This is a genomic window from Nocardioides sp. Iso805N, from assembly GCF_000364605.1.
Taxonomy (GTDB): domain Bacteria; phylum Actinomycetota; class Actinomycetes; order Propionibacteriales; family Nocardioidaceae; genus Nocardioides.
In genome coordinates, this window is sequence record NZ_KB822576.1 from 300965 (window position 1) to 312905 (window position 11941).

The 11941-nt window shown below is 69.8% G+C and carries 10 protein-coding genes; all 10 read right to left on the reverse strand.

Annotated elements, in window-relative coordinates; translation table 11 throughout:
* Positions 1-62 precede the first annotated feature (62 nt).
* Positions 63-1547, reverse strand: a complete 1485-nt coding sequence (locus H036_RS0105745; protein WP_017933826.1) for a glutamate synthase subunit beta — start codon at positions 1545-1547, stop codon at positions 63-65.
* The gene (gltB, locus tag H036_RS0105750; RefSeq protein ID WP_017933827.1) at positions 1540-6105 is read right to left on the reverse strand and encodes a glutamate synthase large subunit; all 4566 of its coding nucleotides are present in this window, start codon (positions 6103-6105) and stop codon (positions 1540-1542) included. The genes H036_RS0105745 and gltB overlap by 8 nt, the downstream gene beginning before the upstream one ends.
* A 208-nt stretch (positions 6106-6313) precedes the next feature.
* Entirely contained in the window at positions 6314-7213 is a 900-nt protein-coding gene (gene lgt / locus H036_RS21965; protein WP_017933828.1) for a prolipoprotein diacylglyceryl transferase, read from the reverse strand.
* Positions 7214-7241: 28 nt separating this feature from the next.
* On the reverse strand, positions 7242-7856 hold the full coding sequence (locus tag H036_RS0105760; RefSeq protein ID WP_017933829.1) for an SCO family protein: 615 nt from the start codon (positions 7854-7856) through the stop codon (positions 7242-7244).
* Positions 7849-8649 carry a tryptophan synthase subunit alpha gene (gene trpA / locus H036_RS0105765; protein WP_017933830.1) on the reverse strand — a complete coding sequence of 267 codons (801 nt, stop codon included), beginning with the start codon at positions 8647-8649 and terminating at the stop codon, positions 7849-7851. Before trpA ends, H036_RS0105760 begins: the two co-directional genes overlap by 8 nt.
* The gene (gene trpB, locus H036_RS0105770) at positions 8646-9944 is read right to left on the reverse strand and encodes a tryptophan synthase subunit beta (RefSeq protein WP_017933831.1); all 1299 of its coding nucleotides are present in this window, start codon (positions 9942-9944) and stop codon (positions 8646-8648) included. The genes trpA and trpB overlap by 4 nt, the downstream gene beginning before the upstream one ends.
* The gene (trpC, locus tag H036_RS0105775; RefSeq protein WP_017933832.1) at positions 9941-10723 is read right to left on the reverse strand and encodes an indole-3-glycerol phosphate synthase TrpC; all 783 of its coding nucleotides are present in this window, start codon (positions 10721-10723) and stop codon (positions 9941-9943) included. The genes trpB and trpC overlap by 4 nt, the downstream gene beginning before the upstream one ends.
* Positions 10724-10733: 10 nt before the next feature.
* Positions 10734-10934 carry an HGxxPAAW family protein gene (locus H036_RS0105780; RefSeq protein ID WP_017933833.1) on the reverse strand — a complete coding sequence of 67 codons (201 nt, stop codon included), beginning with the start codon at positions 10932-10934 and terminating at the stop codon, positions 10734-10736.
* A gap of 68 nt (positions 10935-11002) precedes the next feature.
* On the reverse strand, positions 11003-11554 hold the full coding sequence (locus H036_RS0105785) for a Trp biosynthesis-associated membrane protein (RefSeq protein ID WP_017933834.1): 552 nt from the start codon (positions 11552-11554) through the stop codon (positions 11003-11005).
* Entirely contained in the window at positions 11547-11885 is a 339-nt protein-coding gene (hisI, locus tag H036_RS0105790; protein ID WP_017933835.1) for a phosphoribosyl-AMP cyclohydrolase, read from the reverse strand. The genes H036_RS0105785 and hisI overlap by 8 nt, the downstream gene beginning before the upstream one ends.
* Positions 11886-11941: the final 56 nt, after the last annotated feature.

Sequence of the window (11941 nt, forward strand, 5' to 3'; positions counted from 1 at the left end):
CGAACAGGCGCAGACCCACGCGGTGAGGCATGGACCTGCGCCTGCTCAGGCGGTGCGAAAGCTCAGACCATCAGCGGACGGTCTGTGGGCTTGATCGGCGCCGGCAGCGTCGTCGAACCGGTCAGATAGGCGTCCACGGCTGCGGCCGCGGCACGTCCCTCGGCGATCGCCCAGACGATGAGCGACTGCCCGCGACCGGCGTCGCCAGCGACGTACACGCCGTCGACCGACGTCTTGAACGAGCTGTCCCGCACGATGTTGCCGCGCCCGTCCAGCTCCACGCCGAGCTGCTCGACCACGCCGGGCTGCTCGGGCCCGGTGAAGCCCATCGCGAAGAGGACCAGGTCGGCAAGGATCTCGCGCTCGGTGCCCTCGATCTCGGTGAGCTTGCCGCCCTCGAACACGACGTCGACCAGCTTCAGCGCGCGGACGTTGCCCTCCGCGTCACCGAGGAACTCCTTGGTGGAGACGCCGTAGACCCTCTCCCCGCCCTCCTCGTGCGCCGAGGAGACCCGGAAGACCATCGGGTACGTCGGCCAGGGCTGGCCGGTCGGCCGGTCGTCGGAGCGACCGCTCGAGTCGGCCGGTCGCGGCATGATCTCCAGCTGGGTGATCGACTTGGCGCCCTGACGGATCGAGGTGCCGAGGCAGTCCGCGCCGGTGTCACCGCCACCGATGATGATCACGTGCTTGCCGTCGGCGAGGATCTGATCCTCGACCGTCTCCCCCAGCGCGACCCGGTTGGCCTGCGGGAGGAACTCCATCGCCTGGTGGATGCCGGCCATCTGACGGCCGGGGACCGGCAGGTCACGCGCCACGGTGGAACCGACCGCCAGCACGACGGCGTCGTAGCGATCGCGCAGCTGCTCGCCGGTGATCGCCGTACCGACCTCGACGCCGGCGCGGAAGACCGTGCCCTCGCGGCGCATCTGCTCCAGCCGCCGGTCGACGTGCTTCTTCTCCATTTTGAACTCGGGGATGCCGTACCGCAGCAGGCCGCCGATCTTGTCGGCGCGCTCGTAGACGGCCACGGTGTGGCCGGCCCGGGTGAGCTGCTGGGCCGCGGCCAGGCCGGCGGGGCCCGAGCCGATCACGGCGACGGTCTTGCCCGAGAGCCACTCCGGGGGCTGGGGCTTGACGTTGCGGTCGTCCCAGGCCCGGTCGATGATCGAGACCTCGATGTTCTTGATCGTCACCGGGTCCTGGTTGATGCCCAGGACGCAGGCCGTCTCGCAGGGGGCGGGGCAGAGCCGACCGGTGAACTCGGGGAAGTTGTTGGTGGCGTGCAACCGCTCCATCGCCCCCTCCCAGTCGTCGCGCCAGACCAGGTCGTTCCACTCCGGGATGATGTTGCCCAGCGGGCAACCCTGGTGGCAGAACGGGATGCCGCAGTCCATGCAGCGGCTGGCCTGGGTGTTGATGATCGGGAGCAGCGCCTTGCCGATGCCGCCCGGGTAGACCTCGTTCCAGTCCCCCACGCGCTCGTCGATGGGGCGGCGGGTCGCGACCTCGCGCCCGCTCTTCAAGAACCCCTTCGGGTCAGCCATGCAGCACCTCCATGATCCGGGCCGCGGCCTCGTCCTCGGAGAGGCCCTCCTCGAGGGCCTCCTCCTGGGCCTCGAGGACCCGCTTGTAGTCACTGGGCATGATCCGGGTGAACCGGGTCAGTGCCTCGGGCCAGTCGGCGAGCAGCGCCGCCGCGACCTCGGAGCCGGTCTCCTCGTGGTGAGACCGGACGATCTGCTGGAGCTCCTCGGCGAACTTGCCCTCCACCGCCCCGAGCTCGACGAGCTCAGGGTTGACCCGCTGCTGCTTGAGGTCGAGCACGTAGGCCACGCCGCCCGACATGCCGGCCGCGAAGTTGCGGCCCGTCGGACCGAGCACGACCACCCGGCCGCCGGTCATGTACTCGCAGCCGTGGTCGCCCACGCCTTCGGTGACGACCGTGGCACCGGAGTTGCGCACGCAGCACCGCTCACCGACGCCGCCGCGCAGGTAGATCTGCCCGGAGGTGGCGCCGTAGGCGATGGTGTTGCCGCCGATGATGTGCTTCTCGGGCTGGAACGTCGCGGCCCGGTCGGGACGGATCACGATCCGGCCGCCGGAGAGCCCCTTGCCGATGTAGTCGTTGCCGTCACCCTCGAGCCGCAGGGTCACACCGCGCGGGAGGAAGGCACCGAACGACTGGCCGGCCGAGCCGGTGAAGGTGATGTCGATGGTGCCGTCCGGCAGCCCGGCGCCGTGGTAGCGCTTGGTGACCTCGTGACCGAGCAGGGTGCCGACCGTGCGGTTGACGTTGCGGATCGGCAGCTGGGCGCGGACCGGCTCACCGTTCTCGAGCGCCGGCTTCGCCAGCGGGACGAGGGTGGTGTAGTCGAGCGAGCGCTCGATGCCGTGGTCCTGCGTCTTGGTGTGGCGCAGGTCCTGGTCGGCGAACTGCTCCGGCGATGTCACCACGTGGAAGATCGGCGCCAGGTCGAGACCCGCGGCCTTCCAGTGGTCGACCGCTTCGCGGGTGTCGAGCACCGCGGCCTGGCCGATCGCCTCCTCGATCGAACGGAAGCCCAGCTCGCCGAGGAGCTCGCGGACCTCCTCCGCGATGTAGCGGAAGAAGTTCACGACGTACTCGGCCTTGCCGGTGAAGCGCTCGCGCAGCACCGGGTTCTGGGTGGCGACGCCCACGGGGCAGGTGTCGAGGTGGCAGACCCGCATCAGGATGCAGCCACTGACCACCAGCGGGGCGGTCGCGAAGCCGAACTCCTCCGCGCCGAGCAGCGCGGCGATGACCACGTCCCGACCGGTCTTGAGCTGACCGTCGGTCTGCACCACGATCCGATCGCGCAGGCCGTTGAGCAGCAGCGTCTGCTGGGCCTCGGCCAGGCCGAGCTCCCAGGGACCACCCGCGTGCTTGAGGCTGGTGAGCGGGGAGGCGCCGGTGCCACCGTCGTGGCCCGAGATCAGCACCACGTCGGCGTGCGCCTTGGAGACACCCGCGGCGACGGTGCCGACACCGACCTCCGCGACCAGCTTCACGTGCACCCGAGCCGCCGGGTTGGCGTTCTTCAGGTCGTGGATCAGCTGTGCCAGGTCCTCGATGGAGTAGATGTCGTGGTGCGGCGGGGGGCTGATCAGGCCGACGCCCGGCGTCGAGTGCCGGGTCTTGGCCACCCACGGGTAGACCTTGTGGCCGGGCAGCTGACCGCCCTCGCCGGGCTTGGCACCCTGAGCCATCTTGATCTGGATGTCGTCGGCGTTTGTGAGGTACTCGCTGGTGACGCCGAAGCGCCCCGAGGCGACCTGCTTGATCGCCGAGCGACGGCTGGGGTCATGCAGCCGATCGGGATCCTCGCCACCCTCACCGGTGTTCGACTTGGCGCCGAGCATGTTCATCGCGATCGCGAGGGTCTCGTGCGCCTCCTTGGAGATGGAGCCGTAGGACATCGCGCCGGTGGAGAACCGCTTCACGATCGCCTCGACCGACTCGACCTCGTCGATGCTGATCGGCTGGCGCCCGGTCGCGGCGGCGTCCCTGAACTTGAACAGGCCGCGCAGCGTCATCAGCCGCTCGGACTGCTCGTCCACCCGCTGGGTGTACTGCTTGAAGATGTCGTAGCGCCCCTCGCGGGTGGCGTGCTGCAGCCGGAAGACCGTCTCCGGGTCGAACAGGTGCGGCTCGCCCTCGCGGCGCCACTGGTACTCCCCGCCGATCGGCAGCTCGCGGTGCGCCGGAGCGACCCCGTCGCGCGGGTAGGCGGTGGCGTGCCGCTGGGCGACCTCCTCGGCGATGACATCGAGCTCGATGCCCCCGAGCTTGGAGGTGGTGCCGGTGAAGTACTTGTCGACCACGGCCTGGGACAGGCCCACGGCCTCGAAGATCTGGGCACCCGTGTAGGAGGCCAGCGTGCTGACGCCCATCTTCGACATCACCTTCAAGACACCCTTGCCGAGCGCCTTGATCAGGTTCGCGACGGCCTTCTCCGGGTCGTTCTTGACGAAGAAGCCCTCGTAGGCGAGGTCCTCGACGGACTCCATCGCGAGATAGGGGTTGACCGCGGCTGCGCCGTACCCGACCAGGAGGGCCACGTGGTGGACCTCGCGGACGTCGCCGGCCTCGACGAGGAGACCGACCTGGGTGCGGGTCTTCTCCCGGACCAGGTGGTGGTGCACGGCACCGGTGAGCAGGAGCGACGGGATCGGGGCCAGGTCGGCCGTCGAGTGCCGGTCGGAGAGCACGATGATGCGCGCACCGTCGGCGATCGCCCTGCTGACCTCGGCGCAGATCTCGTCGAGCCGCGCCGCCATCGCGGCGCCGCCGCCCTCGACGTCGTACAGACCGCGCACGACGTGGGTGATGAAGCCGGGCATGTCGCCGTCACGGTTGATGTGGCGGATCTTGGCCAGGTCGTCGTTGGAGATGACGGGGAAGGGCATCACGACCTGGCGGCACGAGCGCGGGCCCGGGTCGAGCAGGTTCGCCTCGGGGCCGATGGTGCTCTTCAGGCTGGTCACCAGCTCCTCGCGGATGGCGTCCAGCGGCGGGTTGGTGACCTGGGCGAAGAGCTGGCTGAAGTACTCGAAGAGCATGCGGGGCTTGGCCGAGAGCGCCGCGATCGGGCTGTCGGTGCCCATCGAGCCGATCGGCTCCGCACCGGTGTTGGCCATCGGAGCGAGCAGCACGCGCAGCTCCTCCTCGGTGTAGCCGAACACCTGCTGGCGGCGGGTCACCGAGGCGTGGGTGTGCACCACGTGCTCGCGCTCGGGGATGTCCTCGAGCTTGATCTGGCCCGCGTGCAGCCACTCGTCGTAGGGGTGCTCGGCGGCGAGCTCGCCCTTGACCTCGTCGTCCTCGATGATGCGGTGCTCGTCGGTGTCGACGAGGAACATCCGGCCCGGCTGCATCCGGCCCTTGCGAACCACCTTCGCGGGGTCAATGTGGTCCAGGACCCCGGCCTCCGACGCGTAGACGACCAGGCCGTCCTCGGTCACCCAGTAGCGACCCGGGCGGAGCCCGTTGCGGTCCAGTACGGCGCCGACCTGCGTGCCGTCGGTGAACACGACGTTGGCGGGGCCGTCCCACGGCTCCATCAGCGCGGAGTGGAACTCGTAGAACGACGTGCGCTTGGCGTCCATCTCGGCGTGGTTCTCCCACGCCTCGGGGATCATCATGAGCACGGCGTGGGGCAGGCTGCGGCCGCCTAGGTGCAGCAGCTCGAGCACCTCGTCGAAGCTCGCCGAGTCCGAGGCGCCCGGGGTGCAGATCGGGTAGAGCCGCTCGAGGTCGCCGGGGATGACGTCCGAGCCGAGCAGAGCCTCGCGGGCCCGCATCCAGTTGCGGTTGCCCATCACGGTGTTGATCTCGCCGTTGTGCGCGATGTAGCGGAACGGGTGGCTCAGCGGCCAGCTCGGGAAGGTGTTGGTGGAGAAGCGCGAGTGCACCACGGCGATCGCCGACGTCATCCGCTCATCACGCAGGTCGGGGAAGACCTCGCCCAGCTGGTGGGTGGTCAGCATGCCCTTGTAGACCAGCGTGCGGCCGGAGAGCGAGGGGAAGTAGACGTCCGTCTCGAGCTCGGCGCGCTTGCGCAGGCAGAAGGCCTGTCGCTCCAGCGCCATCCCCGTCACGTGGCCGCCTTTGGCCTGGACGAAGAGCTGGCTGAAGGTCGGCATCACCGCGAGCGCGGTGGCGCCGAGGCTGTCGGGGTTGACCGGGACCGCGCGCCAGCCGAGCACCTCGAGGCCCTCGTCGGCAGCGATCTGCTCGATCTGCTCCCGGCTCTTGGCCACGTGCTCGGCGTCGCCGGGCAGGAAGGCGGTGCCGACGGCGTAGGAACCCGCTGCAGGCAGCGAGAAGCCCGCCTCCGTGGCGACGGCGCGCAGGAACGCGTCGGGGACCTGGAGCAGGATGCCGGCACCATCGCCGGAGTTGGTCTCGGCGCCGGCGGCACCACGGTGATCGAGGTTGACCAGGGCGGTGATGCCCTGCTCGACGATCTCGTGGCTCGCCTCACCGGTCAGGGTCGCGACGAAGGCGACGCCACAGGCGTCCTTCTCGAATCGCGGGTCGTACAGCCCTTGCGGGGTGGGGAATGAGTGCTCGTACGGCACCAGGTTCTCCCGTCGTTGTCGGAGCGCCAGCGCGTCCCGGCTCCCCCATGAGGAGTCGACAGGTGCGCGCACCTTGCTATTTTCGGCAATGGCAGGTGGTGTGCATGGGACGGCATTGGCCCGCGCGATGACCAAACGTTACCACCTTGTAACGCCGGCTGTCGCCTGAGATTACCCAGGCGTGGGATGAGGCTGGTGCGAGCCCGGATCAGGCCTCGGCCGCACCGTCGTCCGCGACACCCTCGGAGGTCTCGTCGCCGACCGGATCGCGGCCGTCGACGTACACGCTCTCCTCCCGGCCAGGACGCTTGATGGTGGCCCAGATGAAGTAGGCGGCGGCGACAACGAACAGGATGATCGCCATCCAGTCGGCCCATCGCAGACCGAGCACGTCGTTGAGCTCGATGGTGTCGATCCGCAGTTGCTCGATCCAGAAGCGACCGACGGTGTAGGTCATCACGTAGAGGGCTGCCGTGCGGCCGTGGCCGAGCCGGAAGCGGCGCTCCATCCAGATCACGAAGAAGAAGCCCAGCAGGCACCAGAGCGACTCGTAGAGGAAGGTGGGGTGGAACGTCGTACCGACAGGGAACGTCCGCCCCTCGGGCCAGTTGCTCGGGTCGATCTTGAGGCCCCAGGGCAGGGTGGTCGGGCGGCCGTAGAGCTCCTGGTTGAACCAGTTGCCCCAGCGCCCCATCGCCTGGGCAATCAGGCAGGTCGGCAGTGCCACGTCGAGCAGCGGCGCGACCTTGATGCCCATCCGCCGCGCGGCGATGATTCCACCCACGGCGCCGAGAGCGATCGCGCCCCAGATGCCGAGCCCACCGCGCCAGACGTAGAGCGCGTCGATGGGATGCCGGCCAGCGCCGAAGTAGAGGTCGTGGTCGGTGATGACGTGGTAGAGCCGGCCGCCCACGAGGCCGAACGGGACCGCCCAGAGCGCGATGTCCTGGATCTGGCCCGGCTGACCGCCACGGGCCTTCCAGCGGCGCTCGGAGAGCCATACGGCGACGACGATCCCGGCGATGATGCACAGCGCGTAGCCGCGGATCGGGATGGGGCCGAGGTGCACGACACCCTTGCTCGGACTCGGAATCGACAACGGCAGCATGCTCGGGCCCTATCTTCTGGTGCAGCCCTCAGGCTGACTTCTGCAGCAGCGCGTGGATGTCGGAGGCGAACTCCGCCGACGAGGTGTCCATGTCCCACAGCACCCGTGCTTCGTTGTCGGCACCGATGGCCGTCACCTGGGTGGAGTGGGTGTTGAGGTCGTAGCCGCCGTCGGGCAGCTTCTGGCCCTGGGCCACGTAGACCGCAAGTGGCTCGGAGATGGACGCGATCGTGCCGATCGGCCCGGTCAGGCCGACGAAGCCCTTGTCGTAGTGGTCCAGGTAGCGGCGCAGGACGGTGGTGGTGTCGCGGGACGGGTCGGTGGTCACGAAGACCACGTCGACCTTCTTGCGATCGGCGCTGTCGAGCCGGGTCATCGCGCTGGCCAGGTTCGACATCACCATCGGGCAGTAGTCGGGGCAGTGCGTGTAGCCGAAGAAGACCAGGGTGAGGGGCTTCTTCGTGCTCGTGACCAGACTGTACGGCTCGCCGTCGGTGTCGGTCAGCGGTGTCGGCAGCACCTTGTAGGCGTCGTGGGTGATGCCGGCGAACTTCGCCTCTCCCCCACTGCTGCCGCACGCCGAGACCGCGAGCGCCAGCACGGCGAGGGCGGCGGCCAGACCGCTGCGGATGGGACTACGCACCGCGGCGCACCCCGCCGGCCAGGTCCTCGGTGAGCGCGGTCAGCGCGCCGAGGGCGGCCGTGCGGTCGCCAGGATGGTCGAGGATGGCGCGCACGAAGGCGCTGCCGACGATCACGCCGTCGGCGTAGCGGGCCAGCTCGGCCGCCTGATCGCCGTTGCTGACCCCGAGGCCGACGCCGATGGGCAGATCGGTGGCCTTCTTCGCACGAGCGACGAGCGGCCCCGCCAGGTCGGAGGTGGTGGTGCGGGCACCGGTGACACCCATCACCGCCGTCGCGTAGACGAAGCCACGACAGGCGGCGGTCGTCATCGCGATCCGCTCGTCCGTGCTCGACGGCGCAACCAGGAAGATCTTGTCGAGCTCGTGCGCGTCAGCGGCCGCGATCCAGTCCTGGCCGTAGTCGGGCGTGATGTCGGGCGTGATGAGGCCCGCTCCGCCGGCGCTGGCCAGGTCGCGGGCGAAGCGCTCGACGCCGTACTTCTCGACGGGGTTCCAGTAGGTCATCACCACGGTCGGCACCCCGGTGGCAGCGACCGCCTCCACGGTGCGCAGCACGTCGCGGGTGCGGACGCCCTGGTCGAGCGCCTGCTGGGCAGCCGCCTGAATGGTCGGACCGTCCATCACCGGGTCGCTGTAGGGCAGCCCGATCTCAATCACGTCACAGCCCGCCGCGACCATCGCCTTGATCGCCTCGATCGAGCCGTCCACGTCGGGGAACCCCGCCGGCAGGTAGCCCACGAGCGCGGCACGATTCTCGGCCTTCGCGGTGGCGAAGGCGGTGCTGGTGCTCACTTGCCGGCCTCTCGATCCTGCGCGGCCTCAGCCGTCACGTCGCCGGTCTCCTCGTCGGGGTCACCCAGCTTGAACCACTCCATCGCGGTTCCCATGTCCTTGTCGCCGCGGCCCGAGAGATTGATCAGCAAGGTGGCGTCAGCGCCGTACTCCTCGCGCAGCTGCGGCGCGATCCGCAGCGCGCCGGCGAGCGCGTGCGAGGACTCGATCGCCGGGATGATGCCCTCCGTCCGGGCCAGCAGCGCCATCGCATCCATCGCCTCGACATCGGTGACCGGCTCGTACGTCGCTCGGCCGCTCTTGGCGAGCCACGCGTGCTGCGGACCGACGCCGGGGTAGTCCAGACCCGCCGAGATCGAGTGCGACTCGATCGTCTGGCCGTCCTCGTCCTGCAGCACGAATGTGCGGGCGCCGTGCAGCACGCCCTGGTCGCCGGCGAAGATCGTGGCCGCGTGCCGACCGGTGTCCACGCCGTCGCCGCCGGCCTCGAAGCCGTAGATGCGCACGGACGGGTCCTCCAGGAACGCGGTGAACAGCCCGATGGCGTTGGAGCCACCGCCGACACAGGCCGCGATGGCGTGCGGCAGAACGCCGTACTGCTCCAGGCACTGCGCCCGGGCCTCGTCGCCGATGCCGCGGGTCAGGTCGCGCACCAGCGACGGGAAGGGGTGCGGGCCCGCGGCGGTGCCGAACAGGTAGGCGGTCTGATCGACGCTCGCCACCCAGTCGCGCAGCGCCTCGTTGATGGCGTCCTTGAGCGTCGCGCTGCCCGAGTCGACGGCGATGACCTCCGCGCCGAGCAGGCGCATCCGGGCCACGTTGAGCGCCTGCCGCTCGGTGTCCACCTTGCCCATGTAGACGGTGCAGTCCAGACCGAAGTAGGCGGCTGCGGTGGCGCTGGCGACGCCGTGCTGACCGGCACCCGTCTCGGCGATGACGCGGGTCTTGCCCATCCGCCTGGTCAGCAGCGCCTGGCCGAGCACGTTGCGGATCTTGTGCGCGCCGGTGTGGTTGAGGTCCTCGCGCTTGAGCAGGATCCGGATGCCGGTGCGCTCGCTGAGCCGCTGCGCGTGGTAAAGCGGGCTGGGCAGGTTGGCATAGTCGCGCAGGATCGCGTCGAACTCCGCCACGAAGGCCGGATCCTGCTTGGCCTCGGCCCAGGCGACGTCGAGCTCGTCGAGCGCCTTGATCAGCGCCTCGGGCATGAATCGCCCGCCGAAGCCGTCGGCCGCGCCACCGAACCAGCCGAGCGGGTCGGCGTCGAAGCTGGTGGTCTCGTTGAGGTGGGTCGTCATCGGGTGAGTCCTGTCATGCTGCGCACGGCAGCCTCGGGGTCGCCGTCCTTGACCAGCGCCTCACCGACGAGCACCGCGCGAGCGCCCTCGGCGACGTACGTCTGGACATCGGCGGCGGAGAAGATGCCGGACTCGGCGACCTTGACCCGGTCGTCGGGGATGAGCGGAGCGAGCCGCCCGAAGACCGCCGGGTCGACCGCGAGGGTCTTGAGATTGCGGGCGTTGACGCCGATCAGCTCGGCACCCAGGCCCACGGCACGCTCGGTCTCCTCCTCGTCGTGCACCTCGACCAGCACCGTGAGCCCGAGCTCGCCTGCATAGGAGAAGAGCCGGCGCAGCGCCTCATCGTCGAGTGCGGAGCACATCAGCAGGGCGAGGTCGGCGCCGGCGGCACGTGCCTCGAGCAGCTGGTAGTCGTCGACGATGAAGTCCTTGCGCAGGATCGGGGTGTCCACCACGGCCCGTACGGCGCGAAGGTCCGCCAGCGAGCCGCCGAAGCGACGCTGCTCGGTCAGGACCGAGATGGCAGCGGCACCGCCGCGGGCGTAGCTGGCGGCCAGGTCCGCAGGGTCGGTGATCTCGGCGAGGTGGCCCTTGCTCGGGCTCTTCCGCTTCACCTCCGCGATCACGCTGCTGCCGGCACCACGGAAGTGCGGCATCGGGTCGCGCGGAGCGTCGACGTCGGCAAGCGCCGCGCGCAGGTCGGCGACGCTGACCTGCGCCTTGCGCCCCTCGAGATCCTCCCGGACTCCGGAGACGATGTCGTCCAGTACCGACATCACGCCTCCGTCAGTGGGTCTCGGTGTTGTAGCCCATCTTCGCCAGCACGAGGAAGAGGACACCGGACGCGACGACGATGGCGACGCCGACCCAGAACACCACGTAGCTGATCGGGCTGAGCATGAGCCCGACGGAGCCGACTAGGAAGCCCAGGAGCCCCACGACGACGGCGCTCCAGGCGGCCGGGGTGTTGCCGTGGCTGTCGGACATTGCGAACTCCTTGGTGGTGCGAAGGCTTGGACGGGTCGTGCTCTGGGAGAGTCTATTCAGTCCGGGCGTCAGTCCACGTCCTGGGTCGGGTCGTGGCCCTCGTCCAGGGACTTCCACAGGTCCAGGCTGCTCTGCTCCTCGAGCGGCTGCTGGGTGGTGATCACCGTCGCGCCAGCGCCGACGGGGGCGTCGTACTTGGCGCCCATCTCGGGCCACTGCGGAGCCTTCCGTACGGCGATGACAGCCATCGCCGCGCTGAGGAGCGCCGCGACCAGCGCGATCCAGGGCCAGGCGTTGGCCTGGCTGCCGCTGTTGCTGGCGAGAAGGTGGTGGCGGGTGGTGAATACGGTCGGCACGACCGCCAGCGCGGCCACACCGCCGAGGATCGCGATCCCTCGGCGTACCCACCCTCGGGTGACCAGGACGACCCCCCATGCGGCCAGCGCCACCAGCGCGAGCGCGGTGGTGGCGGGGCTGTCCAGGCCGGCCTGCTGACCGGCCGAGAACGGGTCGGCATGGTCGAGGCTCACCCAGTGGTGGTGCCCGGCGTAGGCGGCAAGGCCGGCGCCGGCCGCACCGAGCAGGACCGTGGGCCAGAACGTGCGGCGGCCCTCAGCCATAGACGAGGTCCGCGTCGAAGCAGGTCCGGTCACCGGTGTGACAGGCGCCGTCGACCTGCTCGACCTTGACCAGCAGCGTGTCGCCGTCGCAGTCCAGCCGGATCTCCTTGACCGCCTGCGTGTGGCCGGAGGTCTCGCCCTTGACCCAGTACTCCTGGCGGCTGCGGCTCCAGTAGGTCGCGCGGCCGGTCGCGATCGTGCGGGCCAGGGCCTCGTCGTCCATCCAGCCGAGCATGAGCACCTCGCCCGTGTCGTGCTGCTGCACCACCGCCGGAACCAGTCCATCGGCGGTGCGCTTGAGACGGGCAGCGATCTGCGGGTCGAGGCTCACAGGGCCATTGTCCCAGACCCGTGGTCGTCGCTCCGACCCGCCGCCACTGTGGTGAC

What these genes read in the sequence shown, in the direction of transcription:
- H036_RS0105745 (WP_017933826.1), bottom strand. Translation starts at nt 1,547, where the DNA reads ATGGCTGACCCGAAGGGGTTCTTGAAGAGCGGGCGCGAGGTCGCGACC.
- H036_RS0105780 (WP_017933833.1), bottom strand. Translation starts at nt 10,934, where the DNA reads ATGTCCGACAGCCACGGCAACACCCCGGCCGCCTGGAGCGCCGTCGTC.
- H036_RS0105785 (WP_017933834.1), bottom strand. Translation starts at nt 11,554, where the DNA reads ATGGCTGAGGGCCGCCGCACGTTCTGGCCCACGGTCCTGCTCGGTGCG.
- trpC (WP_017933832.1), bottom strand. Translation starts at nt 10,723, where the DNA reads ATGTCGGTACTGGACGACATCGTCTCCGGAGTCCGGGAGGATCTCGAG.
- lgt (WP_017933828.1), bottom strand. Translation starts at nt 7,213, where the DNA reads ATGCTGCCGTTGTCGATTCCGAGTCCGAGCAAGGGTGTCGTGCACCTC.
- trpB (WP_017933831.1), bottom strand. Translation starts at nt 9,944, where the DNA reads ATGACGACCCACCTCAACGAGACCACCAGCTTCGACGCCGACCCGCTC.